We start from the raw sequence: 23,745 nt of genomic DNA on the forward strand, positions 1-23,745 counted from the left end.
GTGACGGCCCTGGGGGCCGGGGGCTTGCCCCCGGTTTCGGGAAGGGGCGGGGTGGGGGAGATCTCCGCCCTCCGGCGCCCCCCGGCCGGCGAGGGCGACGCCCCGCGCGCGGAGGTCCGTACCGCAAGGGGGGCCGCGCCCGTGGCAATCCGTACGGCCCCGGGAACGGGCGGCGCACCGGCCGGCACCCGGGCCACCCGTACCGGTCCGGGGGCGGCCGTCGCGCCCCCCGACGGCGACCTCGGGCCGCGGCGGATCGAGGGGATTCTGCTCGGGCTCGCCGCGGGCGACGCGGCCGGGTGGCCGGCGGCACGCCACCGGGCGATCCGGATGCCCGAGTGGACCCGCCGCCTCACCCGCGAGCTCGACACCTTCGCCGAGCAGAACGCCACCACCACCCTCCCCGTCCCCATCGCCCTCAACCAGCCCCCCGAACCCCTCCGCCTCGGGCCCTCCGACGACGCCGAGTGGGCCGCCTTCGCCGCCGAGTCCGTCCTCACCGCCGCCGGCGTGCTGCTCAGCGACCTCTCCCGGTCCAGAAGGATGCGCGCCGCCATCGACCTCGCGTGGAACGCCCTGGCCTCCGAAGTCGCCGCGGCAGCGGAACGCGCGCCCGAGGTGGAGTCGGCCGTGCTCCCCCTGCGCGCACGGATCTCCGTCCGCGCCGGCCTCGGCAACCTCGCCACCGGCCTGCGCCCGCCGGCCACCGGCCACGACAACCCCCACTACTTCGACGACGCCGCCTGCGTCCGCGCCTGCGTCCTGGCCGTCGTACACCCCGGCGACCCGCGAGCGGCCGCGGACCTCGCCGAATTCGACGCCCGCTACACCCAGGACGGCGACGGCGTCCACGGCGCCCGCGCCATGGCCGCCGCCATCGCCACCGCCCTCACCGACCCCGACACCGACGCCGCCGTCGAGGCCGCGCTCGCCCAGCTCCCCGCCGCCACCGAGATCGGCCGCAACGCCCGCCACGCCGTCAAACTCGCCCGAACGCAGGAGAACGGCGGCGCCTTCGCCCTCGTCCCCCTCCTCGAACATCAAATCGTCGACCACGTCTACAGCTACGGGATCGCCGCCGCCGAAACCGTGCCCGTCGCCCTCGCCCTCGCCACCGCCGCCCGCGGCCGCGTCGCCGAGGCCGTCCCCGCCGCCGCCTGCCTCTCCCGCGTCGCGGACTCCGCGCCCGCCCTGGCCGGCGCCCTCACCGGCGCCCTCGGCGGCGGCGACTCGATCCCCGCCACCTGGCGCGAGGCCTGCCGCACGCTCTCCGGCTGCGCGCTGCCGCGCCTCGCCGGCACCGACCTCGTCGAACTCGCCGCACTGCTCTCCCGTACGGAACTCACCTCACCCAAGACCCAAGGGATGATTCGGACATGAGCCTCACCCCCCTCTCCCTCGACGACCGGGCGGCCGGCTGCCTGATCGGGGCCGCCGTCGGCGACGCGCTCGGCGGCCCGGTGGAGGGCTGGACCCCGGACCAGATCGTGGAACGGCACGGCGGCCGCGTGCACGGCATCGTCGGCCCGTGGCACGAGGACTGGCGCACCGCCCGCCCCATCGCCCCGTACCACAAGGGCGACGGGCACGTCACCGACGACACCCTCATGACCCACGCGCTGGTACGGGTCTACGAGGCCGTACGGGACCACCTGGACGCGTACGCGGTCGCGGACCACCTGGTCCCCGACCTCATGACGAACCCGCGCTGGATCCCGGAACTGGAGGCCGAGGCCCTCCCCCTCCAGCGGATCTTCCTCGCCGAGAAGTGGATCGTGACCCGGCTGCACTACGCGCACGCGGACCCGCGCGAGGCCGGCAACGGCAACATCGTCAACTGCGGTGCGTCGATGTACATGGCGCCGGTCGGCATCGTCAACGCGGGCAACCCGGCCGGGGCGTACGCGGAGGCGATCGACATCGCCGGCGCGCACCAGTCCTCGTACGGGCGCGAGGCGGCGGGCGTGTTCGCCGCGGCGGTGGCGGCGGCGTGCGTGCCGGGGGCGACGGCGGATTCGGTCGTCGAGACGGCGCTCGCGCTGGCGAAGGACGGCACCCGGGAGGCGATCGCGGCGGTACGGGACGTCGCGCTCGGGCAGCGGGACTTCGAGTCGGCGCTCGCCCCGCTGCGGGCGGCCGTGGCGCCGTACGACTCGGTCGGCCCCGACTACCGCACACCGTCGCTGGGGGCGCGCCGCCCGTCCCGCCTCCACTCGATCGAGGAACTCCCGATCGCGCTCGGCATGCTGCTCGTCGCGGGCGGGGCGTACGAGACCTCGGTGCTCGGCGCCGTCAACTACGGCCGGGACTGCGACTCCATCGCCACCATGGCGGGGGCGATCGCGGGCGCGCTGGGCGGCGAGGCCGTGGTGCCCGCCGCCTGGGCCAAGCAGGTCGCCGAGGCCAGCCGCCTCGACCTGCACGCCCCGGCGGCGGCGCTGACGGCGGTCGCCCGGGAGGTCTTCGCCCGCGACCACACCCGCCGCCGCACCCACGAGTCGGCATTCACCACGATCGCGACCCCCCGATGACGACACCCGACGCCACGACCGGCCCCACCACCCACGGCCGTGCGACCGCCTCGGCGGACGGGGCCCGGGCCGTGCGGCTGACCTGGGTCCAGCCGGAGGATCTGCTCGGTCACGAGTTCCGCCAGGCGGCGGAGGACGGCCGCGACCCGGAGCCGCCCCGCCGCGTCTGGCGGGCGGCGGGCGGGCAGGAGGCGCCCGCCCGCGCCGGCGCCTCCCCCGCCCCGGCCCCACCGCACCTGCGCACCCTGGCCACCCGCCTGCTCACGGAACTCGCCGCGCAGCCCTCCCCCTTGGCCCCGCGGGAGCCCGACTCCTGGCCCGCCATCACCGCCACCTGGGCCACCCCGCCCCGCCCCGGAGCCCCGGCCGCCCCAGGCCGAAACGGGGGCCCATCCCGCCCCGGGAACCCGAACCCCGCGGCGCGCCCCGGCGCGGCGGGCGGCCACGGGCTGCGGGAGCGGCTGGAGCGTGCCTGGGTGGGGCGGGCCGTGGGGTGCGTGCTCGGCAAGCCCGTCGAGAAGGTGCCGCTCGACGGGATCCGGGCCCTCGCCCGGGCCGCCGGGAACTGGCCGCTGGACGACTGGTTCACCGAACGCGGCGTCCCGGCGGAGCTCCTGGCCGCGTACCCCTGGAACCGCCGCTCCGCGCCCACCTCCCTCGCCGAGAACATCGACGGCACCCCCGAGGACGACGACCTCAACTACCCGCTCCTCGGGCTGCTCCTGCTCCAGCGCCACGGCAAGGGCTTCACCCCCGCCGACGTCGGACGCCTCTGGCTCGACGAGCTCCCCGCCGGGCGGACCTTCACCGCCGAGCGGGTCGCGTACCGCAACCTCCTCCAGGGCCTGGAGCCCCCCGCCACCGCCGCCCACCACAACCCGTTCCGAGAGTGGATCGGCGCCCTCATCCGCGCCGACGTGCACGGCTGGACCAACCCCGGCGACCCGGCCGCCGCCGCGGCCCAGGCGTACCGGGACGCCACCCTCACCCACACCGGCAACGGCGTCTACGCCGCGCTCTTCACCGCCGCCGCGATCGCCGAGGCGGCCGGCGGCCGGGCCGACGTCCACGCCGCCCTCGCGGCCGGGCTGGCCGTCGTACCGCCCCGCTCGCGCCTCGCCGAGGCCGTCGGCTTCGGCATCCGCAGCGCCCGCGCCGCCCGGGAAGCCGACTTCGACCGGGTCGTCGACCGGCTCCACGAGCGCTACGGCCACTACCACTGGGTACACGCCGTCCCGAACACCGCCCTGATCGCGGCCGCCCTCACCCACGCCGACGGGGACTTCACCCGCTCCGTCTGCCGCGCCGTGTCCGGCGGCTGGGACACCGACTCCAACGGCGCGACCGCCGGCTCCCTCGCCGCCCTCGTCGACCCGGACGGCATCCCGCACCGCTGGTCCGCGCCCCTCAAGAACCGCCTCGCCACCACCGTCCCCGGCTTCGACGGCATCGGCTTCGACACCCTCGCCCACCTCACCGCACAGGAGGCAGCCCGCCCATGACGGCCATCGCCGTGCTCGGCAGTACCAACATGGACCTCGTGGCCTACGTCCCCAAGGCCCCCCGCCTCGGGGAGACCGTCACCGGCCGCGCGTTCCGCACCGTCCCCGGCGGCAAGGGGGCCAACCAAGCCGTCGCCGCCGCCCGCCTCGGCGCGGAGGTGGTGATGATCGGCGCGGTCGGGGCCGACGAGTTCGGCGTACGGCTGCGCTCCGCGCTCACCTCCGCCGGGGTCGAGACCGCCGCGCTGCGCACCGTCGAGGGCGCCAGCGGCACGGCCCACATCACCGTCGACGACGAGGGCGCCAACAGCATCATCGTCATCCCCGGCGCAAACGCCCACGTCACCGGCCTGGAGGCGGGCGACGACTCCCGCATCGGCTCCGCCGACTCCCTCCTGCTCCAGCTCGAACTCCCGCTGCCCGCCGTCCTCGCCGGCGCCCTCGCCGCCCGCGCCCACGGCGTCCGTACGGTCCTCACCCCGGCTCCCGCGCAGCCGCTGCCCGCCGGACTCCTCGCCGCCGTCGACCTGCTGCTCCCGAACGAGCACGAGGCCGCCGCGCTCACCGGCCTCACCGACCCCCGCCAGGCCGCCGAGGCCCTGCTGCGGGACGTGCCCGAGGTGGTGATCACCCTCGGCGCGGCCGGGGCGCTGTACGCCGCGCGCGGCCGGGAGCCGCTGACGGTGGCCGCGCCCGCGGTCCGGGCCGTGGACACGACCGCCGCCGGGGACACCTTCGCCGGGGCGCTCGCGGTCGCCCTCGGGGAAGGCCTCCCGATGCCGCAGGCCCTGGCCTGGGCCTCGTCGGCGGCCGCGCTCTCCGTCCAGCGGCCGGGCGCCCAGGACTCGATGCCGACCCGCGCCGAGACGGACGCCTTCGCGTCGACCGGCCCCGCACCGGCCCCGCCGCCCGAGCGCGGGTCCGCGGCCACCCGACGGGACGGCCGTCCCGGAGGACACTCTTGAACCCCGCCGCCCCCGCATCCGAGCCCGCGTCCGTGCCCGGGGCCGCGGCCGCCGCCCCGTGCGGCCCCCTGCAAGGGCTCCGCGTCCTCGACCTCGCCACCCTCTTCGCCGGCCCCCTCACCGCCACCCTGCTCGGGGACTTCGGCGCCGAGGTGGTCAAGGTCGAGCACCCCGGCCTCCCCGACCCCTCGCGCGGCCACGGCCCCGCCAAGGACGGCGTCGGCCTGTGGTGGAAGCTGCTCGGCCGCAACAAGCGGACCATGACCCTCGACCTGTCCACCCCGGGCGGCCGGGACACCCTGCTGCGGCTGGCCGCCACCGCCGACGTGGTCGTCGAGAACTTCCGCCCCGGCACCCTGGAGAAATGGGGTCTGGGCTGGCCCGAACTCCGCGCCGCCAACCCGCGGCTGATCCTGGCCCGCGTCACCGCGTTCGGCCAGCAAGGCCCGTACGCCCGGCGCCCCGGCTTCGGCACCCTCGCCGAGGCGATGAGCGGGTTCGCCGCGATCACCGGGGAGCCGGACGGGCCACCGACCCTGCCGCCGTTCGGGCTCGCGGACTCGATCGCCGCGCTGACCTGCGCGTACGCCGTGATGACCGCGCTCGCCGGACGCGACCGCTCCGGGCACGGGCAGGTCGTCGACCTGGCCATCATCGAGCCGATCCTCACCGTGCTCGGCCCGCACCCGCTCTGGTACGACCAGCTCGGCTACGTCCAGCCCCGCACCGGCAACCGCTCCACCAACAACGCCCCCCGCAACACCTACCGCAGCGCGGACGGGCGCTGGCTGGCCGTCTCCACCTCCGCCCAGTCCATCGCCGAGCGCGTGCTGCGCCTCGTCGGCCGGCCCGAACTGATCGACGAGCCCTGGTTCGCGAGCGGCTCCGGCCGGGCCGCCCACGCACCCGTGCTCGACGAGGCGGTCGGCGGCTGGATCGCCCGGCACAAGGCCGAGGAGGTGGTCGCCGCGTTCGAGGACGCCGAGGCTGCCGTCGCCTTGGTCTACGACGTGCGCGACGTGATGGCGGACCCGCAGTTCGCCGCCCTGGACACGGTCACCGAGGTCGAGGACCCCGAACTCGGCCCGATCCGCATGCAGAACGTCCTCTTCAGGCTGTCCGAGACTCCCGGCGCGATCCGCTGGGCCGGACGGCCGCACGGCGCGGACACCGACGCCGTCCTGACCGAACTCGGCCTGACCCGGGCCGAGATCGCCGCGCTCCGCACCGAGGGGGCCCTGTGATCCTCACCTGGCTGTACGTACCCGGCGACCGCCCCGAAGTGGTCGCCAAGGCGCTGCGGTCCGGCGCCGACGCCGTCATCGTGGACCTGGAGGACGCCGTGTCGGCGTCCCGCAAGGAATACGCCCGCGCCGCCACCGCCGAACTGCTCACCGAGCGGCAGCCGGTCCCGGTCCACGTCCGCGTCAACGCCCTGGACTCTCCCTGGGCCGGCGCCGACCTCACCGCCCTGGCCAAGCTGCACGGCCTCGCCGGGCTGCGGCTGCCCAAGGTCAGCGCGGCCGAACAGATCGCCGCCGTCGCCGACCGGACCGGCGGGGTGTCGCTGTACGCCCTGCTGGAGTCCGCGCTGGGCGTGGAGCGCGCCTACGAGATCGCCCGCGCGCACCCGGCCCTGCGCGGGCTCTCGCTCGGCGAGGCGGACCTGCGGGCCGACCTGGGCGTCACCGCCGAGGCGGGGCTGGACTGGCCGCGCTCGCGGGTGGTGGTCGCGGCCCGCGCGGCCGGACTGGCTCCCCCGGCGCAGTCGGTCTTCCCGGACATCCGGGACCTGGAGGCGCTGGCCGTGTCCTGCGCCCGGGGGCGGGCGCTGGGGTTCCTGGGCCGGGCGGCGATCCATCCGCGCCAACTCCCGGTGATCGAGCGGGCCTACCTGCCGGGCCCGGAGGAGGTCACGGCGGCCGAGGAGATCGTGACGGCGGCCCGGGCCACGCCGGGCGCCCTGGCACTCCCCGACGGCCGCTTCGTGGACCCGGCCGTCGTGGCGGCGGCGCACCGCACCCTGGCGCTGTCGCAGCGCAGCGTGGTCACGCGGTGAGAGGGCTTTCCCTGTCGGCCATGGCGCACCGGTAGGACTGCCCGACTCGCGGAGGACCGCACGAGCGCGGTCGCGGGCCCGTGCGCGGCCGCGTGTGCCTCACCCGGCGTTCACTCCTGTCCACCGGTCGATTGACAGCCGGATCCATCGGTCGGTTGTCCACGTCCGCACCCCCCGCTCCCTAACGTTTCAGGTGGAAGATCCGGGAGAGCCGTAAAGCGACCCCCGAACTCATCGATATGAGGGGGACTTGCCCCATGAGCCCGTTCTTGACCGCATTGATCGCCAGCGGGGTGATCCTGACCATCATCCTGTCCACCGACCTGGGTACCCGCAAAGTCACCAACATGCGGTTGGTGCGCTCGATCATCGCTGTCGCGATCGTGATCGCGCTCTTCGTCCACTCGCTCCCACTGGGCGGGAACGACCCCTGGCTCCAGCTGGCGGGTATCGGCGTGGGAGTCGTCTTCGGCCTGATCGCCGCGGCCCTGCTGCCCGCCCACCGGGGCTCCGACGGTGAGATCTACACCAAGGGCGGCATCACCTATGCGGCCGTCTGGACCTTGATGTCCGCCTCCCGCGTGCTGTTCGCCTACGGTTCCGAGCACTGGTTCGCGAAGGACATCATCCTGTTCAGCATCGACAACAAGTTGAGTGGGCAGGACGTCTACTCGAACGCCTTCGTCTTCATGGCCCTGGCCATGGTCCTCGCGCGCACGGGCGTTCTGCTCGGCAAGCGCCGCCGGCTGCGTGGCGCCCAGGACCCGGTTCCCGATCAAGCTGTCGATCGGGCTGCGTGAGAACGTCGTTTTGCGCCGGAGGGGGCGCCGCGGTGTGCGGCGCCCCCTCCGGGGAGTTCTTCGTCAGGCCTTGTCGGCGCCCGGGGCCTGGTCCTCGGTCGCCGCGGTGTCGGCCGCCTCGGACTTGCGCAGGTCGGTCTTGACGGCGCCCTTCGGCTCCGCCGCCTCGGCGGCGGACTTCCCGGCCTCGCCGGATGCGGCATCGACCGGGGCCTTGGCGGGCTCGTCGGCCTTCGAGGCCTTGGCAGCCCCGTCGCCCTTGGCACCCTTGGCGGCGTCGTCCGTCTTGGCGGCGCCGTCGACCTTGGCGTCCCCGCCGGAGGTGTCCGGTTCCACGACCGTCTCGCGGCCCGGCCGCAGCTTCGCCGACAGCACCAGGTAGGTCACCGCCAGCAGGAAGACCACGATCGAGGTCCACACGTTGAGGCGGACGCCCAGGATGTGGTGCGCCTCGTCGACCCGCATGTACTCGATCCAGCCGCGGCCCACGCAGTACGCGGCGACGTACAGCGCGAAGGCCCGCCCGTGGCCGAGCTTGAACCGTCGGTCGGCCCAGATCACCAGCGCGGCGACGCCGAGGCACCACAGCGACTCGTACAGGAACGTCGGGTGGTAGGTCCCGGCGATCCGGTTCGGGCCCTCGCTGATCTTCACCGCCCACGGCAGGTCGGTGGCGCGGCCGTACAGCTCCTGGTTGAACCAGTTGCCCCAGCGCCCGCAGGCCTGGGCCAGCGCGATTCCCGGAGCCAGGGCGTCCGCCCAGGCGGGCAGCGGGATGCCGCGCAGCCGGCAGCCGATCCAGGCGCCGACCGCGCCGAGCGCGATCGCGCCCCAGATGCCGAGGCCGCCTTCCCAGATCTTGAAGGCGTCGACCCAGTTGCGGCCCTCGCCGAAGTAGAGCTGGTAGTCGGTGATCACGTGGTAGAGGCGACCGCCGACGAGGCCGAACGGCACCGCCCACACGGCGATGTCCGCGACCGTGCCCGGCTTTCCGCCGCGCGCGATCCATCGCCTGTTGCCGAGCCAGACGGCGACGAAGACGCCGATGATGATGCAGAACGCGTAGCCGCGCAGCGGGATCGGTCCGAGATGGATCACGCCGGTCGACGGGCTGGGAATGTAAGCAAGGTCCATGGCAGACCCGACGCTACCTTGCCGGGCGGTACGGACCGCAACCCGCCCGGCAACCTGGCGTCAAATCGACACCTGGCCTCAGTTGCCCGAGGCTCCCCGGGCGCCCGTCGCCGAGGAGGCCTTGGAACCGGAGGCGGCCGACGCCGACGGGGTGGCGGAAGCGGCCGGCGAGGCCTTGCCCGTCCCCTTGGGGGCGGAGGCGCCGGAGCCCTTCGCCGCGGCCTCGACCTTCTCCTTCAGCTTCTGCGGGGTCAGCGCGTTGGCCTGGTCGCCGAAGATGTCCTTGCCGTCGAGCAGCACCGTCGGGGTGCCCCGGAACTTCCCGGCGGCGAACGCCTCGTAGGACTTGCCCACCCAGCTGTTGTGCTTGCCCTCCTCCACGCAGGCGCGGAACTCGGGGGTGTCCAGCCCCTCCACCTTGCCCGCCAGCTCCACCAGCCTGGCGTTCTTGCCGTAGGCGTCGTCGGTCTCCGGCGGCTGGTTCTGGAAGAGCACGTCGTGGTACGCGGGGAACTTGCCGGCGTCCTGCGCGCAGGCGGCCGCGTTCGCGCCCTTGAGGGAGCCGCTGCCGCCCATGTTCCCGTCGATCAGGGTGACCAGGTGGTAGTCGACCTTGAGCAGGCCCTTGTCCTCCAGCTCGTGGATGGTGGCCCGGTAGTTGTCCTCGAAGGCCTTGCAGGCCGGGCAGCGGAAGTCCTCCCACACGGTCAGGGTGGACTTGGCCGCGTCCTTGCCCGTGCGGATCGCCAGCGCGTCCTTGCCGCTGGCCCCCGAGGGCGCGACCACGGGCCCGGCCTTGTCGGTGCCGTCCTTGCCGGCGTTGGCCGCGATCAGGCCGACGACGGCCGCCAGGCCGAGGACGCCGACCACCGCCGCCGACACGAGGAGGGTCCGCCGGCGCTTGTCCCGGGACTTCTCCCGCTCGCGCTCCTCCTGGAGTCGCTCCCGGGCCGATCGTTTCGTCGCATCGCGGTTCGCACCGTCGTTCTTCTCGCTCACGTTCGGCCAAACGAAGCGGGGAGGCACTCGCGTGCCTCCCCGCCCCCACTTCCACCCGATCGGGCTACAGAACCCGTACGCGGGTGCGCATCGGGTCAGCTCCTGCGTACGCCTTCCGCAAGCTCGCCCGCCAGCGCCCGTACGGCGGCCAGCCCGGCCGGCAGGTCCGGCGCGTCCAGCAGCAGCTTCACGAAGGCCGAGCCGACGATCACCCCGTCGGCGAAGCCCGCGACCTCCTTGGCCTGGACGGCGTTGGAGACGCCGAGGCCGACGCAGACGGGGAGGCCACGGCGGGCACCGGCCGTGGCGCGGGTGCGGCGCACCAGGTCCTGGGCCTGGTTGCCGACCGACTCGCGGGTGCCGGTGACGCCCATCAGCGAGGCGGCGTAGACGAAGCCGGAGCCGGCCTCCGTGATGGTGGCGAGCCGCTCGTCCTTGCTGCTGGGGGCCACGACGAAGACGGTCGCGAGGCCGTGCTTCGCCGCGTGCTCGCGCCACAGCGCGGACTCCTGGACCGGCAGGTCGGGCAGGATGCAGCCCGCGCCGCCCGCCGCCGCCAGCTCGGCGGTGAACCGCTCGACGCCGTAGCGGTCGATCGGGTTCCAGTACGTCATGACCAGGATCGGGGCCCCGGTGGCCTCGTGGGCCTCCCGTACGGTGCGCAGCACGTCGGCGATCTTGACACCGCCGCGCAGGGCGATGTCGTCGGCGGTCTGGATGATCGCGCCGTCCAGGACCGGGTCGCTGTGCGGGAGGCCGATCTCGACGACGTCCGCGCCGCCCGCGACGACGGCCTTGACCGCCTCGATGGCCCCGTCCACGGTGGGGAAGCCCGCCGGGAGGTAGGCGACGAGGGCCGCGCGGTCCTCGGACTTCGCCTTGGCGAGGGTGTCGCTCAGCAGCTGGATGTTCCCCTTGGCGGTGTCCGTGCTCACTTCGACTCCCCCTCGCCGTCGTACAGCCCGAAGTAGCGGGCCGCCGTGTCCATGTCCTTGTCGCCGCGACCGGACAGGTTGACGACCAGCAGGCCGTCCTTGCCGAGCTCCTTGCCCAGGTCGAGGGCGCCCGCGAGGGCGTGCGCCGACTCGATGGCCGGGATGATGCCCTCGGTGCGCGAGAGCAGGCGCAGGGCCTGCATCGCCGCGTCGTCGGTGACCGCGCGGTACTCGCCGCGGCCGGAGTCCTTGAGGTAGGAGTGCTCCGGGCCGATGCCGGGGTAGTCCAGGCCGGCCGAGATGGAGTACGGCTCGGTGATCTGGCCCTCCTCGTCCTGGAGGACGTAACTGCGGGAGCCGTGCAGGATGCCCGGCTCGCCGGCGGTCAGCGTGGCCGCGTGCTCGCCGGTCTCGACGCCGTGTCCGGCGGGCTCGAAGCCGACCAGGCGGACGTCGGCGTCCGGGATGAAGGCGTGGAAGAGGCCGATGGCGTTGGAGCCGCCGCCGACGCAGGCCGCCACGGCGTCGGGCAGCCGGCCGGCGCGCTCCAGGATCTGGCGGCGGGCCTCGACGCCGATGACCCGGTGGAAGTCGCGGACCATGGCCGGGAAGGGGTGCGGGCCGGCGACGGTGCCGAAGAGGTAGTGGGTCCGGTCCACGTTGGCGACCCAGTCGCGGAACGCCTCGTTGATGGCGTCCTTGAGCGTGCGGGAGCCGGACTTCACCGCGATGACCTCGGCGCCCAGCATGCGCATGCGGGCCACGTTCAGGGCCTGGCGCTGGGTGTCGATCTCGCCCATGTAGATGGTGCAGTCGAGGCCGAAGAGGGCGCAGGCGGTGGCGGTGGCCACGCCGTGCTGGCCGGCGCCGGTCTCGGCGATGACGCGGGTCTTGCCCATGCGCTTGGTGAGCAGCGCCTGGCCCAGCACGTTGTTGATCTTGTGCGAGCCGGTGTGGTTGAGGTCCTCGCGCTTGAGGAAGATCCGCGCGCCGCCGGCGTGCTCGGCGAAGCGGGGCACCTCGGTGAGGGCGCTGGGCCGGCCCGTGTAGTTGACCATCAGGTCGTTGAGCTCGGCCGCGAAGGCAGGGTCGGCCTTGGCCTTCTCGTACTCGACGGCGACCTCGTCCACCGCGGCGACGAGCGCCTCCGGGATGAACTTGCCGCCGAAGTCGCCGAAGTAACCCTCGGCGTTCGGGGTGTGACCCTCCGGGTCCGGGATGAAGAACGAGTTGCTGGACATGGCCAGTACTCCTACGGGTGCGATGGGATGGATGCACCGTATTGCGCCGCCGGTCCGCGGTCCGCGCACCCCGCTGCGGGAGCGGGCGTACGCGTACGGGAGTGGCGGTCCGCACCCGGAGCCGACGGCTCGGGGTCGGACCGTGCGGGAGCGCCGCGCGGCGCGGTGCGTCAGACGACGTACCGGGCCGGGACAGCCCTCGTCACAGCGCTTCGGAGGTGCGCCATCGCATGCCGTTGACCTGACCGGGCTCGGAGCCGATCACGTACCGGACCCGCCGCCCGTGGACGCGCCGGGCCGGGGCGCGGCAGCCGCGGGGGCGGCAGCCGCGCGCCAGGGGCGCGTGCGCCGTCGGCACTCCGGCCGGGCCGTGGCCCGGTCGGGTGCGGACGGAGGGGCGGTTGGGGGTCATGGGACGGGTCAGCTCCGCCCGTGGCGCAGGGCGGGGTGGGCGCCGGCGGCGACGAGGTCGGCCACGGCCGCCTTCGGGTCGCGTCCGGTGACCAGGGACTCCCCGACGAGGACGGCGTCGGCGCCCTCGTTCGCGTAGGCGATGAGGTCGTGCGGACCGCGGATGCCGGATTCGGCGATCTTGACGATGTGGTCCGGGATCTCGGGGGCGACGCGCTCGAAGGTGGAGCGGTCGACCTTGAGGTCCTTGAGGTTGCGCGCGTTGACGCCGATGATCTTGGCGCCTGCGGCGACGGCGCGCTCGACCTCGTCCTCGTCGTGGACCTCGACGAGCGGGGTCAGGCCGATGGACTCGGCCCGCTCGATGAGGGAGACGAGGGCCTCCTGCTCCAGGGCCGCGACGATCAGCAGCGCGAGGTCGGCGCCGTAGGCGCGGGCCTCCCACAGCTGGTACGCCGTGACGATGAAGTCCTTGCGCAGGATCGGGATGTCCACGCGGGCGCGGACGGCCTCCAGGTCGGCCAGCGAGCCGCCGAAGCGGCGCTGCTCGGTCAGGACGGAGATGACCGCCGCCCCGCCCGCCTCGTAGTCGGCGGCAAGCCCGGCCGGGTCCGCGATGGCGGCCAGCGCGCCCTTGGAGGGGCTGGAGCGCTTGACCTCGCAGATCACCTTGACGCTGTCGCCGCGCAGGGCCGCGACACCGTCCTTGGCCTGGGGCGCCTTGGCGGCACGCTCCTTGAGCTCGTCGAGGCTGACGCGGGCCTGCCGTTCGGCAAGGTCTTCGCGGACCCCTTCGATGATCTCGTCGAGCACACTCACGCGAGCGGCCCCCTTCCGGGTCGATGACGGTCGGCCGCCTTGCAGACACGTACCACTGCAAGGTCAGCACTCAAATGGTATCCGCAGGTCGCTGCGGCCTCCGCACGGACGTGTCGGTGTCCCAGTGGCTGGACAGGCGCGGCCCGCTCCCCGTCCGGGTCTCCCGCCCGGGGCCTCAGGGCGCCAGGGCGGAGCCGAAGGGCAGATTCCGGATGACGCAGAAGACGAGGGCCACCACTGCGACCGCCCACCAGTACCGCGGTTTCAGGGTGAACCTGGGGGTGGGTCCGCCGCGGTAGGCGCGCGCGAGCCACAGGATCATGAACGCGGCGAATCCGAAGTAGCCGATCACGGCCATGGCGTTCGCCCCGAGGGCGGTGACGAGATCGCCGTGGGCGAACGCGTGGGCGCTGCGCAGTCCGCCGCAGCCGGGACACAGGATCCCGGTGAGCCGGAACAGCGGACAGACCGGGTAGTGGCCCGGTTCGTTGGGGTCCACGGTGCCCACGTACGCGAAGGCGGCCGCGACCGAGGCCAGCGTGAGCGCCGGGACGGCCAGCCTGCGCACCCGGGAGGCCGGTACGACGGGCACGGGCGCGGGCACGAGCGGCGCGGGCAGCACCGGCGCGGGCGGCACCGGCGCGCGGTCGGGGGTGCGAGGGGAGGCGTCCACCAGCTGATTCTCTCCGGTCATGACAAAAGGCGCAGCCCGACGGGGCCGCGCCTTTCGAATGCGCGCTCAGACCTTGGCGGCGGCCTTGTTGGCGGCGATGACCACGGCCAGGTCCTCGTGGGCGGACTTCGGCGCGCCCATGCCCGCGGCCTTCATGGCCATGCCCACGACACCGCCGAGTGCGACGACGACCAGGCCGGCCCAGAAGCCGACCGGGTTCGCGAGCACCATGAAGGCACCGGAGATGCAGAAACCGATGAAGGCGATGATGACACCGGTCCAGGCGGCCGGGGTGTGTCCGTGGCTAGTGCCCGCCATGAGTTGCTCCTCGTTGATCTGTCGCACGTGCTGTGTCGAACGCTCGGTGTCATTGTCCCGTACGGGGCGGGGTCGCCGTCCACGGGGGTGGCGGACGGCTCAGTCGCCGTCCGGCCGGTGCGTGGGGTCCTCGCCCCGGTCCAGAGCCTTCCACAAGTCCTCCGGCCGGTCCGGGTCCACCGCGACCGGTTTGCGCGTCCGCGGGCTCCCGTCGCGCTCGTAGCGGCCGCCCATCGCGGGCCAGCCGCTGCCGTACCGCAGGGCGAGCAGGCCCGCGAGCAGGATCAGGACGGCTCCGGAGGCGGTGATGTACGGCCACACCGTATGGCTCAGTCCCATCACCTGCGCGGCTGTGTCCGCGGTGGTACGGGCGGCCTCGGCGTCCAGCGCCTCGCGGTCCTCCGCGCCGGCCACCGCGGCCAGGGCGGCGCCCAGGCCGCTCAGCGCGAGCAGTCCGGAGACCAGCAGCCGGCCCCTGCCGCGTACGGCGAACACCGCGACCAGGGCGGCGAGGCCGACGATGGCCAGGGCCGCCGGGAGCCCGGTGACGGCCCGTCCGTCCGCGGCCAGCGGGAGCGAGCCGTCCGCGACGGCGGCGCTGCCCCGGGCCCAGACCCGGCCGGAGGCGAGCAGGACGACGGTGGCGCCGAGCGCGCCGCACAGCAGGGCGACGGCCACGCTGCGGCGGCCGGCGCGACCGGCCGGGCTTTCCGCGGCCTCGGCCTCGGACGCGGGGTCCGGCTCGGGCGCGGGATCGTTTCGGGGCGGGGGTACGGCACTCACGTACCCCACTATCCCTTACGGCCTCAGGCGCCGTGGAGGCGGTTGGCCGCTCCGACCGCGCGGAGCACCGCGGCGGCCTTGTTGCGGCACTCCAGGTCCTCCAGCTCGGGCACCGAGTCGGCGACGACCCCGGCGCCGGCCTGGACGTACGCCGTCCCGTCGCGCAGCAGCGCGGTGCGGATGGCGATGGCCGTGTCGGAGTCCCCGGCGAAGTCGAGGTACCCGACGCAGCCCCCGTACAGGCCGCGGCGGGAGGGCTCCAGCTCCTCGATGATCTGCATGGCGCGCGGCTTGGGCGCGCCGGAGAGGGTGCCGGCCGGGAAGCAGGCGGTGAGCACGTCGAAGGCGGTCTTGCCCTCGGCGACCCGTCCGGTGACGGTGGAGACGATGTGCATCACGTGGGAGTAGCGCTCGATCGACATGAAGTCGACGACCTCCACCGACCCCGGCTCGCAGACCCGGCCGAGGTCGTTGCGGCCCAGGTCGACGAGCATGAGGTGCTCGGCGCGCTCCTTGGGATCGGCCATCAGCTCCTCGGCGAGGTCGTGGTCCTCCTGCGGTGTGGCGCCGCGGTGCCGGGTGCCCGCGATCGGGTGGACCATGGCGGTGCCGTCCTCGACCTTGACCAGCGCCTCGGGGCTGGAGCCGACGACGTCGAAGCCGTTCTCGAAGCGGAACAGGTACATGTACGGGGACGGGTTGGTGGCCCGCAGCACCCGGTAGACGTCCAGCGCGGAGGCCTGGCAGGGGGTCTCGAACCGCTGCGAGGGCACCACCTGGAAGGCCTCGCCGGCGCGGATGCGCTCCTTCACGTCCTCGACGGCGGCCTGGTACTTCGCGCCGCCCCACAGCGCCGAGAACTCCGGGAGCTCGGAGGCGGGCAGCGGGGTGGGCGCGTAGGGCGCGGGCCGCGCGAGGTCGGCCTCCATGGCGTCGAGCCGCGCCACCGCGTCGGCGTACGCCTCGTCCACGCCGGTGTCGAGGTCGTTGTGGTTGATGGCGTTGGCGATGAGCTGGACGGTGCCGTCCCAGTGGTCGAGGACCGCCAGGTCGGAGGTGAGCAGCATGGTCAGCTCGGGCAGCTTGAGGTCGTCCTCGGTGTGCTCGCCGATGCGCTCCAGGCGGCGCACGATGTCGTAGCCGAGGTAGCCGACCATGCCGCCGGTGAAGGGCGGCATGCCGGCCGCGAGGTCGCGGGGCGTGTGCAGGGCCTGGACGGTGGCGCGCAGGGCGTCGAGCGGGTCGCCGTCGGTGGGTACGCCGACGGGCGCGGCCCCGATCCAGTGCGCCTGTCCTTCGCGGACGGTCAAGGTCGCGTCCGAGCGCACGCCGACGAAGGAGTAGCGGGACCAGGAGCGGCCGTTCTCCGCGGACTCCAGCAGGAAGGTGCCGGGCCGTTCGGCGGCCAGCTTGCGGTAGAGACCCACGGGGGTGTCCCCGTCCGCCAGCAGCTTGCGGCTGACGGGGATGACGCGGCGGTCGACCGCGAGCTTGCGGAACGTCTCAAGATCCATGTGCGGGTCCCTGGCTAGTCGGCGGCGCGGAGGAGGACATCGGCGTCGAAGCAGGTGCGGGCGCCGGTGTGGCAGGCGGCTCCGACCTGGTCGACCTTGACGAGCACGGTATCGGCGTCGCAGTCGAGGGCCACCGACTTCACGTGCTGGAAGTGGCCGGACGTGTCCCCCTTGACCCAGTACTCCTGGCGGCTTCGCGACCAGTACGTGCAGCGGCCGGTGGTCAGCGTGCGGTGCAGGGCCTCGTCGTCCATCCAGCCGAGCATCAGCACCTCACCGGTGTCGTACTGCTGGGCGATGGCGGGGATCAGACCGTCCGCGGAGCGCTTGAGGCGGGCCGCGATGGCGGGGTCGAGGGAGGACGTACTCATGGAGGACATTGTGCCGCGCGACGGGAGCGGTCACGGATCTCCGTCCGCCTGATGGGAAGGCGTCGGGCGGCTTCCGGCCGTAGGCTGGCCCGCATGTCTACCCATGCGAAGCGTGAACGCCTGCTGCTGGCGGACCTGTTGGAGGCGGCGGGCCCACAGGCGCCGACGCTGTGCGAGGGCTGGCGCGCGCGGGAGCTGGCGGCGCACGTGGTCGTCCGCGAGCGCCGGCCGGACGCGGCGGGCGGTCTGCTGCTGAACGTGCTGAAGGCGCGCCTGGACAAGGCGATGGAGGAGTACACGGCCAAGCCGTACGAGGAACTGATCCAGCTGATCAGGACCGGCCCGCCGAAGATGTCGGTGTACTCGCTGAAGCAGATCGACGAGGCGGCGAACGCGGTGGAGTTCTACGTCCACGCCGAGGACGTCCGGCGCGCCCAGCCGGACTGGTCGCCGCGGGAGCTGGACCCGGTGTTCTCGGATGCGCTGTGGTCCCGCCTGGAGAGGCTGGCCCGCCTGACGGGCCGCCGCTCCCCGGTGGGCCTGGTGCTGCGCCGCCCGAACGGCCAGACGTCGGTGGCGCACAAGGGCACCCCGGTGGTGACGGTCACGGGCGAGCCGGGCGAGCTGACGCTGTTCTGCTTCGGCCGCCAGGACGCCGCCGCCGTGGAACTGGACGGCCCGAAGGAGGCCATCGCCAAGCTGACGGTGGCCAAGCTCGGCATCTGAGCGCCCAGCGGGTCCGTCCCGGACACGCTCGAACGCCGCGCGGGGCCGGAACGTGCCGCTGAGCGGCAATTCCAGCCCCGCGGGCGTGTGAGGCTCGGGGGCTCGGGGCGGAGCGCCCGCGGCGGCGCCGCACCCCCACCCGGCCACCCGGCCCGGAACGCGGTCAGCGAACGGCGTGGCCCGCGTCCCGAAGCGCGTCCTTGACCTGGCCGATCCGCAGGTCGCCGAAGTGGAACACCGACGCCGCGAGCACCGCGTCGGCACCCGCCGCGATGGCCGGCGGGAAGTGGTCCAGCCGGCCCGCGCCGCCCGACGCGATCACCGGGACCGTGACGTGCTTGCGCACGGCCGCGATCATCTCGGTGTCGTACCCGTCCTTCGTGCCGTCCGCGTCCATCGAGTTCAGCAGGATCTCCCCGGCGCCCAGCTCCGCCGCCCGGTGCGCCCACTCCACGGCGTCGATGCCGGCGCTCTGCCGGCCGCCGTGCGTGGTGACCTCGAACGAGCCCGAGGCGGTGCGCCGCGCGTCCACCGACAGCACCAGCACCTGCCGGCCGAACCGCTCCGCGACCTCCTGGATCAGCTCGGGCCTCGCGATGGCGGCGGTGTTCACGCCGACCTTGTCCGCGCCCGCCCGCAGCAGCCGGTCCACGTCGTCGGCGGTGCGGACGCCGCCGCCCACGGTCAGCGGGATGAAGACCTGCTCGGCGGTCCGCCGCACCACGTCGTACGTGGTCTCCCGGTTCCCGGAGGACGCGGTGATGTCGAGGAAGGTCAGCTCGTCGGCGCCCTCGGCGTCGTACAGCTTGGCCATCTCCACCGGGTCGCCCGCGTCGCGCAGGTTCTGGAAGTTGACGCCCTTGACGACGCGTCCGTTGTCCACGTCCAGGCAGGGGATCACCCGTACGGCCAGCGACATCAGGACTCTCCTCGGAAGGCTTCGACCTCGACCTCGACGACCATGCCGGGGTCGACGAAACCGGACACGATGATCATGGACGCGGCCGGGCGGACCGCGTCGAACAGCTCCTTGTGGGCGCGGCCGACATCGTCGACGTCCCGGGCGTGCGTGAGGTACATCCGGGTGCGCACCACGTGCTCGGGGCCGAGCCCGGCCTGCTCCAGGGCCTTGAACGCGACGCCGAAGGCCGTGATCGTCTGGTCGTACGGGCCGCCGCCGTCGGCCGCGGTGCAGCCGGAGACGAGGACCAGGCCGTTGGAGAGCTGGACGGCGCGCGAGTAGCCGATGACGTCCTCGTACGGGCCGCCCGACGAGATGCGCCGCACGTCGGTCCGGCCGCCCGGGTTCTGGGGGGTGCTCATGCGGACACCACCCGCAGGGCCTCTTCCAGGGTGAAGGCCTTGGCGTACAGGGCCTTGCCGACGATGGCGCCCTCGACGCCCTGCGGCACCAGCCCGGCCAGCGCCCGCAGGTCGTCCAGCGAGGAGATGCCGCCGGAGGCGACGACGGGCCGGTCGGTGGCGGCGCAGACGTTCTTCAGCAGCTCCAGGTTGGGGCCGGTCAGCGTGCCGTCCTTGCCGATGTCGGTGACGACGTACCGGGCGCAGCCCTCGGAGTCCAGGCGCGCCAGGATCTCGTACAGGTCCCCGCCCTCGCTGGTCCAGCCGCGGCCCTTGAGCGTGGTGCCGCGTACGTCGAGTCCGACCGCGATCTTGTCGCCGTGCTCGGCGATGGCCTTGGCGGCCCACTCGGGGGTCTCCAGGGCGGCGGTGCCGAGGTTGACGCGGGTGCAGCCGGTGGCGAGGGCCGCGGCGAGCGAGGCGTCGTCGCGGATGCCGCCGGACAGCTCGACCTTGATGTCCATGGCGCCGGTGATCTCGGCGACCAGGGCACGGTTGTCGCCGGTGCCGAAGGCGGCGTCCAGGTCGACGAGGTGCAGCCACTGCGCACCGGAAGCCTGCCAGGCGAGGGCGGCCTCCAGCGGGGATCCGTAGGAGGTCTCGCTGCCGGACACCCCGTGCACGAGGCGGACGGCCTGCCCGTCGCGGACGTCGACCGCGGGGAGGAGTTCCAGCTTGTTGACGGGCATCAGAGGGTCTCGATCCAGTTGGTGAGGAGCTGGGCTCCGGCGTCGCCGGACTTCTCGGGGTGGAACTGGGTGGCCCACAGTGCCCCGTTCTCCACCGCCGCCACGAACGGCTCGCCGTGCGTGGCCCAGGTGACCTTGGGCGCGCGGATCACCGGGTTGGTGACCTCCAGGCTCCAGTCGCGCACGGCGTACGAGTGCACGAAGTAGAACCGGGAGTCGGCGTCCAGCCCCTTGAAGGCCTGGCTGTCGGCCGGGGCGTCCACGGTGTTCCAGCCCATGTGCGGGACGATCGGGGCGCGCAGCGGCTCGACCGTGCCGGGCCACTCGTCGAGGCCCTCGGTCTCGACGCCGTGCTCGATGCCGCGCTCGAAGAGGATCTGCATGCCCACGCAGATGCCCATGACCGGGCGCCCGCCGGAGAGCCGGCGGCCGATGATCCAGTCGCCGCGGGCGTCCTTGAGGCCCCGCATGCAGGCGGAGAAGGCACCGACGCCGGGGACGAGGAGCCCGTCGGCGTCCATGGCCTTGTCGTAGTCCCGGGTGATCTCGACGTCCGCGCCGGCCCGCGCGAGGGCGCGCTCGGCGGAGCGGACGTTTCCGAAGCCGTAGTCGAAGACCACGACCGTCTTGGTGGGGCGTGCTGCGCTCATTCCCAGATTCCTTGGATTCGCAGGACTCCGGCGGCGAGGCACATCGCGGAGCCGATGGCGAGCAGGATGACGACCGATTTCGGCATCTGCTGCTTCTGGAAGGAGTAGACGCCGCCGGCCAGGAACAGGCCGACGACGATCAGGATGGTGTTGAGGCCGTTCACGACTAGAGGGCGCCCTTCGTGGAGGGCAGGATCCCGGCCGCGCGCGGGTCGAACTCGGCGGCGTAGCGCAGAGCCCGGGCGAGGGCCTTGAACTGGCACTCCACGATGTGGTGGGCGTTGCGGCCGTACGGGACGTGGATGTGCAGGGCGATCTGGGCCTGCGCCACGAAGGACTCGAAGATGTGCCGGGTCATCGTCGTGTCGTACGAGCCGATCATCGGCGCCATGTTCTCGGGCTCGGTGTGCACGAGGTAGGGGCGGCCGGAGAGGTCCACGGTCACCTGGGCGAGGGACTCGTCCAGCGGGACGGTGCAGTTGCCGAAGCGGTAGATGCCCACCTTGTCGCCGAGGGCCTGGCGGAAGGCGGCGCCCAGCGCGAGGGCGGTGTCCTCGATGGTGTGGTGGGTGTCGATGTGCAGGTCGCCGTCCGTCTTGACCGTGAGGTCGAAGAGGCCGTGGCGGCCGAGCTGGTCGAGCATGTGGTCGTAGAAGCCGACGCCCGTGGACACGTCGACCTTGCCGGTGCCGTCGAGGTTTATCTCGACGACGACCGAGGTCTCCTTCGTGGTGCGCTCGACCCGTCCGATGCGGCTCATGCCTGCTGCTCCTTCTTCAGTGCGCGAACCGCTTCCAGGAACGCGTCGTTCTCGGCCGGCGTGCCCGCGGTGACCCGCAGCCAGCCGGGTACTCCGTTGTCACGGACCAGGACACCCCGGTCGAGGATCTTCTGCCAGGCGGTGTGCGCGTCCTCGAACGTCCCGAACTGGATGAAGTTCGCGTCGGACTCGGTGACGTCGTAGCCGATGGCCCGCAGCTCGACGACGAGGCGGTCGCGCTCGGCCTTGAGCTGCTCCACGTAGCCGAGCAGGGTGTCGGTGTGCTCCAGGGCGGCCAGCGCGGTCGCCTGGGTGACGGCCGACAGGTGGTACGGCAGGCGCACCAGCTGGACGGCGTCGACCACGGCGGGGTGCGCGGCCAGGTAGCCCAGGCGCAGGCCGGCGGCGCCGAAGGCCTTGGACATGGTCCGGGTGATCACCAGGTTGGGGCGGCCCTCGATCAGCGGAAGGAGGGAGTCCCGGTGGCTGAACTCGACGTACGCCTCGTCCACGATGACCAGGGAGGGCCTGGCGGCCTGCGCGGCGTCGTAGAGGGCGAGGACCGTCTCCGCCTCGACGGCGGTGCCCGTGGGGTTGTTGGGCGAGGCGACGAAGACAACGTCGGGCGCGTTCTCGGCGATGGCCTGCTCGGCGGCGGCCACGTCGATGGTGAAGTCGCCCCGGCGCGGGCCGGAGATCCAGCCCGTGCCGGTGCCGCGCGAGATCAGCGCGTGCATCGAGTACGAGGGCTCGAAGCCGATCGCGGTGCGGCCGGGCCCGCCGAAGGTCTGGAGCAGCTGCTGGATGATCTCGTTGGAGCCGTTGGCGGCCCAGACGTTCTCCAGCGCCACCGGGTGCTTGCCGGTTCGGGTGAGGTAGGCGGCCAGCTCGGTCCGCAGCTCGACCGCGTCCCGGTCGGGGTAGCGGTTGAGGGTGCGGGCCGCTTCGGCGACGCGCTCGGCGATCCGCCGTACGAGCGGTTCCGGCAGCTCGTACGGGTTCTCGTTGGTGTTCAGCTGGACGGGCACGTCGAGCTGCGGGGCGCCGTAGGGGGTCTTGCCGCGCAGCTCGTCCCGGATGGGGAGGTCGTCGATCCCGAAGGTTCCGGAGGTCACTGGGTGGGCACCTTCCATCCGAAGCGCGCCTTGAGGGCGGCGCCGTGCGCGGGCAGGTCCTCGGCCTCGGCCAGCGTCACCACGTGGTGGGTGACCTCGGCGAGCGCGTCGCGCGTGTAGTCGACGATGTGGATGCCGCGCAGGAAGGACTGCACGGACAGGCCGGACGAGTGGCAGGCGCAGCCGCCGGTGGGCAGCACGTGGTTCGACCCGGCGCAGTAGTCGCCGAGCGAGACCGGGGCCCACGGGCCGACGAAGATCGCACCGGCGTTGCGCACGCGGGCCGCCCAGGCGGACGCGTCGGCGGTCTGGATCTCCAGGTGCTCGGCGCCGTACGCGTCGACGACCTTGAGGCCGTCCTCCAGGCTGTCGACCAGCACGATCGCGGACTGCTTGCCCGCGAGCGCCGGCTTGATCCGGTCCTCGACGTGCTTGGTGGCCGCGACCTGCGGCTCCAGCTCCTTCTCGACGGCGTCCGCGAGCTCGGCGCAGTCCGTGACGAGGACGGCGGCGGCCAGCGGGTCGTGCTCGGCCTGGCTGATCAGGTCGGCGGCGACGTGCACCGGGTCGGCCGTGGAGTCCGCGAGGACCGCGATCTCGGTGGGGCCGGCTTCGGTGTCGATGCCGATCTTCCCGGTGAAGTAGCGCTTGGCGGCGGCGACCCAGATGTTGCCGGGGCCGGTCACCATGTTGACGGGCAGGCAGTCCTGCGTGCCGTACGCGAACATCGCCACGGCCACGGCCCCGCCGGCCGCGTACACCTCGTCGACGCCGAGCAGCGCGCACGCGGCGAGGATCGTCGGGTGCGGCAGACCGCCGAACTCCTTCTGCGGCGGGGAGGCGAGCGCGATCGACTCGACGCCCGCCTCCTGCGCCGGGACGACGTTCATGACGACGGAGGACGGGTACACGGAACGGCCGCCCGGGGCGTACAGCCCCACGCGCTCGACCGGAACCCACTTCTCGGTCACGGTTCCGCCGGGGACCACCTGGGTGGTGTGCTCGGTGCGGCGCTGCTCGCGGTGCACGATCCGGGCGCGCCGGATCGACTCCTCCAGTGCCGCGCGGACGGCCGGGTCCAGCTCGTCGAGAGCGGCCTTGAGCGCCTCGGCGGGCACCCTGACCTGCTCCAACGTGACACCGTCGAACTTCTGCGCGTACTCGATCAACGCCGCCGTGCCACGATGATGGACGTCCTCGCAGATGGGCCGCACCTTCTCCAGGGCGGCTTCCACGTCGAACTCGGCACGGGGCAGCAGATCGCGCAGGGCGCCGCCCTCGGGGAGGGCGTCACCGCGCAGGTCGATACGAGAGATCACCTCCCAATTCTCTCAGACCGTCTCCCGCCACCGTCCGCCCGTATCACTGGCTGATACACGCCCCGGATG

The 23,745-nt window shown here is 73.4% G+C and carries 27 protein-coding genes; 8 read left to right on the top strand and 19 right to left on the bottom strand.

Annotated features, from left to right (window positions below):
* Positions 1 to 141 precede the first annotated feature (141 nt).
* The 7 genes from OG982_RS06695 (at position 142) to OG982_RS06725 (ending at position 7,857) form a co-directional block, all read left to right on the top strand.
* A complete protein-coding gene (locus tag OG982_RS06695) occupies positions 142 to 1,380 on the top strand; it encodes an ADP-ribosylglycohydrolase family protein (protein ID WP_323139234.1) in 1,239 nt (412 codons plus the stop codon).
* Positions 1,377 to 2,531 carry an ADP-ribosylglycohydrolase family protein gene (locus tag OG982_RS06700; protein WP_266788897.1) on the top strand — a complete coding sequence of 385 codons (1,155 nt, stop codon included), beginning with the start codon at positions 1,377 to 1,379 and terminating at the stop codon, positions 2,529 to 2,531. The genes OG982_RS06695 and OG982_RS06700 overlap by 4 nt, the downstream gene beginning before the upstream one ends.
* Positions 2,528 to 4,033 (top strand): ADP-ribosylglycohydrolase family protein, encoded by a 1,506-nt coding sequence (locus OG982_RS06705; RefSeq protein WP_266948136.1) that lies wholly within the window; start codon positions 2,528 to 2,530, stop codon positions 4,031 to 4,033. The genes OG982_RS06700 and OG982_RS06705 overlap by 4 nt, the downstream gene beginning before the upstream one ends.
* Complete coding sequence (rbsK, locus tag OG982_RS06710; protein WP_266948138.1) at positions 4,030 to 4,998, top strand: ribokinase; 969 nt, start codon at positions 4,030 to 4,032, stop codon at positions 4,996 to 4,998. Before OG982_RS06705 ends, rbsK begins: the two co-directional genes overlap by 4 nt.
* Positions 4,999 to 5,030: 32 nt before the next feature.
* Entirely contained in the window at positions 5,031 to 6,242 is a 1,212-nt protein-coding gene (locus tag OG982_RS06715) for a CaiB/BaiF CoA-transferase family protein (protein WP_266948140.1), read from the top strand.
* A complete protein-coding gene (locus tag OG982_RS06720) occupies positions 6,239 to 7,057 on the top strand; it encodes a CoA ester lyase (protein WP_266788891.1) in 819 nt (272 codons plus the stop codon). The genes OG982_RS06715 and OG982_RS06720 overlap by 4 nt, the downstream gene beginning before the upstream one ends.
* Before the next feature lie 257 nt (positions 7,058 to 7,314).
* Complete coding sequence (locus OG982_RS06725) at positions 7,315 to 7,857, top strand: hypothetical protein (protein WP_266788890.1); 543 nt, start codon at positions 7,315 to 7,317, stop codon at positions 7,855 to 7,857.
* A gap of 63 nt (positions 7,858 to 7,920) precedes the next feature.
* Here the strand turns inward: OG982_RS06725 and lgt are convergent, their stop codons facing one another.
* The 11 genes from lgt to hisI all read right to left on the bottom strand — a co-directional run bounded on the left by lgt (position 7,921) and on the right by hisI (position 17,064).
* A complete protein-coding gene (gene lgt / locus OG982_RS06730; protein ID WP_266788888.1) occupies positions 7,921 to 8,991 on the bottom strand; it encodes a prolipoprotein diacylglyceryl transferase in 1,071 nt (356 codons plus the stop codon).
* A gap of 78 nt (positions 8,992 to 9,069) precedes the next feature.
* Positions 9,070 to 9,990, bottom strand: a complete 921-nt coding sequence (locus tag OG982_RS06735; RefSeq protein ID WP_266788886.1) for a thioredoxin domain-containing protein — start codon at positions 9,988 to 9,990, stop codon at positions 9,070 to 9,072.
* Positions 9,991 to 10,085: 95 nt separating this feature from the next.
* Entirely contained in the window at positions 10,086 to 10,925 is an 840-nt protein-coding gene (gene trpA / locus OG982_RS06740) for a tryptophan synthase subunit alpha (RefSeq protein ID WP_266788885.1), read from the bottom strand.
* A complete protein-coding gene (trpB, locus tag OG982_RS06745) occupies positions 10,922 to 12,166 on the bottom strand; it encodes a tryptophan synthase subunit beta (RefSeq protein WP_266948142.1) in 1,245 nt (414 codons plus the stop codon). The genes trpA and trpB overlap by 4 nt, the downstream gene beginning before the upstream one ends.
* A gap of 202 nt (positions 12,167 to 12,368) precedes the next feature.
* Positions 12,369 to 12,578, bottom strand: a complete 210-nt coding sequence (gene trpM, locus OG982_RS06750) for a tryptophan biosynthesis modulator TrpM (RefSeq protein WP_266788881.1) — start codon at positions 12,576 to 12,578, stop codon at positions 12,369 to 12,371.
* 8 nt (positions 12,579 to 12,586) lie between these two features.
* The gene (gene trpC, locus OG982_RS06755) at positions 12,587 to 13,396 is read right to left on the bottom strand and encodes an indole-3-glycerol phosphate synthase TrpC (RefSeq protein ID WP_266788879.1); all 810 of its coding nucleotides are present in this window, start codon (positions 13,394 to 13,396) and stop codon (positions 12,587 to 12,589) included.
* Between the two features lie 175 nt (positions 13,397 to 13,571).
* On the bottom strand, positions 13,572 to 14,090 hold the full coding sequence (locus tag OG982_RS06760) for a DUF2752 domain-containing protein (protein WP_266788877.1): 519 nt from the start codon (positions 14,088 to 14,090) through the stop codon (positions 13,572 to 13,574).
* A gap of 45 nt (positions 14,091 to 14,135) precedes the next feature.
* Positions 14,136 to 14,387: an HGxxPAAW family protein gene (locus OG982_RS06765; protein ID WP_266788876.1), complete on the bottom strand. Its 252-nt coding sequence runs from the start codon at positions 14,385 to 14,387 to the stop codon at positions 14,136 to 14,138.
* A 99-nt stretch (positions 14,388 to 14,486) separates the two neighbouring features.
* Positions 14,487 to 15,170, bottom strand: a complete 684-nt coding sequence (locus OG982_RS06770; RefSeq protein WP_266788874.1) for a TIGR02234 family membrane protein — start codon at positions 15,168 to 15,170, stop codon at positions 14,487 to 14,489.
* Positions 15,171 to 15,193: 23 nt separating this feature from the next.
* Positions 15,194 to 16,684 (bottom strand): anthranilate synthase component I, encoded by a 1,491-nt coding sequence (locus tag OG982_RS06775; RefSeq protein ID WP_266948144.1) that lies wholly within the window; start codon positions 16,682 to 16,684, stop codon positions 15,194 to 15,196.
* 14 nt (positions 16,685 to 16,698) lie between these two features.
* A complete protein-coding gene (gene hisI / locus OG982_RS06780) occupies positions 16,699 to 17,064 on the bottom strand; it encodes a phosphoribosyl-AMP cyclohydrolase (RefSeq protein WP_266948145.1) in 366 nt (121 codons plus the stop codon).
* A gap of 84 nt (positions 17,065 to 17,148) precedes the next feature.
* Here hisI and OG982_RS06785 point away from each other — a divergent pair, with 84 nt between their 5' ends.
* Positions 17,149 to 17,781, top strand: a complete 633-nt coding sequence (locus OG982_RS06785; protein ID WP_266788869.1) for a TIGR03085 family metal-binding protein — start codon at positions 17,149 to 17,151, stop codon at positions 17,779 to 17,781.
* Positions 17,782 to 17,944: 163 nt separating this feature from the next.
* Here OG982_RS06785 and hisF read toward each other — a convergent pair whose 3' ends face one another.
* From hisF to hisD, 8 genes are read right to left on the bottom strand one after another with little or no spacing between them, the layout of a single operon-like run.
* Positions 17,945 to 18,700 (bottom strand): imidazole glycerol phosphate synthase subunit HisF, encoded by a 756-nt coding sequence (gene hisF / locus OG982_RS06790; protein ID WP_266948147.1) that lies wholly within the window; start codon positions 18,698 to 18,700, stop codon positions 17,945 to 17,947.
* Positions 18,700 to 19,104: a RidA family protein gene (locus OG982_RS06795; RefSeq protein WP_266788866.1), complete on the bottom strand. Its 405-nt coding sequence runs from the start codon at positions 19,102 to 19,104 to the stop codon at positions 18,700 to 18,702. The genes hisF and OG982_RS06795 overlap by 1 nt, the downstream gene beginning before the upstream one ends.
* Entirely contained in the window at positions 19,101 to 19,832 is a 732-nt protein-coding gene (gene priA / locus OG982_RS06800; protein ID WP_266948149.1) for a bifunctional 1-(5-phosphoribosyl)-5-((5-phosphoribosylamino)methylideneamino)imidazole-4-carboxamide isomerase/phosphoribosylanthranilate isomerase PriA, read from the bottom strand. The genes OG982_RS06795 and priA overlap by 4 nt, the downstream gene beginning before the upstream one ends.
* The gene (gene hisH / locus OG982_RS06805; RefSeq protein ID WP_266788862.1) at positions 19,832 to 20,482 is read right to left on the bottom strand and encodes an imidazole glycerol phosphate synthase subunit HisH; all 651 of its coding nucleotides are present in this window, start codon (positions 20,480 to 20,482) and stop codon (positions 19,832 to 19,834) included. Before hisH ends, priA begins: the two co-directional genes overlap by 1 nt.
* Positions 20,479 to 20,646 (bottom strand): hypothetical protein, encoded by a 168-nt coding sequence (locus OG982_RS06810; RefSeq protein WP_037791482.1) that lies wholly within the window; start codon positions 20,644 to 20,646, stop codon positions 20,479 to 20,481. The genes hisH and OG982_RS06810 overlap by 4 nt, the downstream gene beginning before the upstream one ends.
* A gap of 2 nt (positions 20,647 to 20,648) precedes the next feature.
* Entirely contained in the window at positions 20,649 to 21,242 is a 594-nt protein-coding gene (gene hisB / locus OG982_RS06815; RefSeq protein ID WP_008738630.1) for an imidazoleglycerol-phosphate dehydratase HisB, read from the bottom strand.
* The gene (locus tag OG982_RS06820) at positions 21,239 to 22,357 is read right to left on the bottom strand and encodes a histidinol-phosphate transaminase (RefSeq protein WP_266788857.1); all 1,119 of its coding nucleotides are present in this window, start codon (positions 22,355 to 22,357) and stop codon (positions 21,239 to 21,241) included. The genes hisB and OG982_RS06820 overlap by 4 nt, the downstream gene beginning before the upstream one ends.
* Complete coding sequence (gene hisD / locus OG982_RS06825; RefSeq protein WP_266788855.1) at positions 22,354 to 23,676, bottom strand: histidinol dehydrogenase; 1,323 nt, start codon at positions 23,674 to 23,676, stop codon at positions 22,354 to 22,356. The genes OG982_RS06820 and hisD overlap by 4 nt, the downstream gene beginning before the upstream one ends.
* Positions 23,677 to 23,745 lie beyond the last annotated feature (69 nt).

Origin of the sequence: Streptomyces sp. NBC_01551 (assembly GCF_026339935.1) — a bacterium.
GTDB lineage: Bacteria > Actinomycetota > Actinomycetes > Streptomycetales > Streptomycetaceae > Streptomyces.

Bases quoted from the DNA above. Each gene is read 5' to 3' on its own strand.
- hisF (WP_266948147.1), bottom strand. From the start codon at position 18,700: ATGTCGCTGGCCGTACGGGTGATCCCCTGCCTGGACGTGGACAACGGA.
- hisH (WP_266788862.1), bottom strand. From the start codon at position 20,482: ATGAGCGCAGCACGCCCCACCAAGACGGTCGTGGTCTTCGACTACGGC.
- OG982_RS06725 (WP_266788890.1), top strand. From the start codon at position 7,315: ATGAGCCCGTTCTTGACCGCATTGATCGCCAGCGGGGTGATCCTGACC.
- OG982_RS06700 (WP_266788897.1), top strand. From the start codon at position 1,377: ATGAGCCTCACCCCCCTCTCCCTCGACGACCGGGCGGCCGGCTGCCTG.
- OG982_RS06785 (WP_266788869.1), top strand. From the start codon at position 17,149: ATGTCTACCCATGCGAAGCGTGAACGCCTGCTGCTGGCGGACCTGTTG.
- OG982_RS06795 (WP_266788866.1), bottom strand. From the start codon at position 19,104: ATGAGCACCCCCCAGAACCCGGGCGGCCGGACCGACGTGCGGCGCATC.
- hisB (WP_008738630.1), bottom strand. From the start codon at position 21,242: ATGAGCCGCATCGGACGGGTCGAGCGCACCACGAAGGAGACCTCGGTC.
- hisI (WP_266948145.1), bottom strand. From the start codon at position 17,064: ATGTCCTCCATGAGTACGTCCTCCCTCGACCCCGCCATCGCGGCCCGC.
- OG982_RS06705 (WP_266948136.1), top strand. From the start codon at position 2,528: ATGACGACACCCGACGCCACGACCGGCCCCACCACCCACGGCCGTGCG.
- trpM (WP_266788881.1), bottom strand. From the start codon at position 12,578: ATGACCCCCAACCGCCCCTCCGTCCGCACCCGACCGGGCCACGGCCCG.
- OG982_RS06760 (WP_266788877.1), bottom strand. From the start codon at position 14,090: ATGACCGGAGAGAATCAGCTGGTGGACGCCTCCCCTCGCACCCCCGAC.
- OG982_RS06775 (WP_266948144.1), bottom strand. From the start codon at position 16,684: ATGGATCTTGAGACGTTCCGCAAGCTCGCGGTCGACCGCCGCGTCATC.
- trpB (WP_266948142.1), bottom strand. From the start codon at position 12,166: ATGTCCAGCAACTCGTTCTTCATCCCGGACCCGGAGGGTCACACCCCG.
- rbsK (WP_266948138.1), top strand. From the start codon at position 4,030: ATGACGGCCATCGCCGTGCTCGGCAGTACCAACATGGACCTCGTGGCC.
- lgt (WP_266788888.1), bottom strand. From the start codon at position 8,991: ATGGACCTTGCTTACATTCCCAGCCCGTCGACCGGCGTGATCCATCTC.
- priA (WP_266948149.1), bottom strand. From the start codon at position 19,832: ATGCCCGTCAACAAGCTGGAACTCCTCCCCGCGGTCGACGTCCGCGAC.
- OG982_RS06765 (WP_266788876.1), bottom strand. From the start codon at position 14,387: ATGGCGGGCACTAGCCACGGACACACCCCGGCCGCCTGGACCGGTGTC.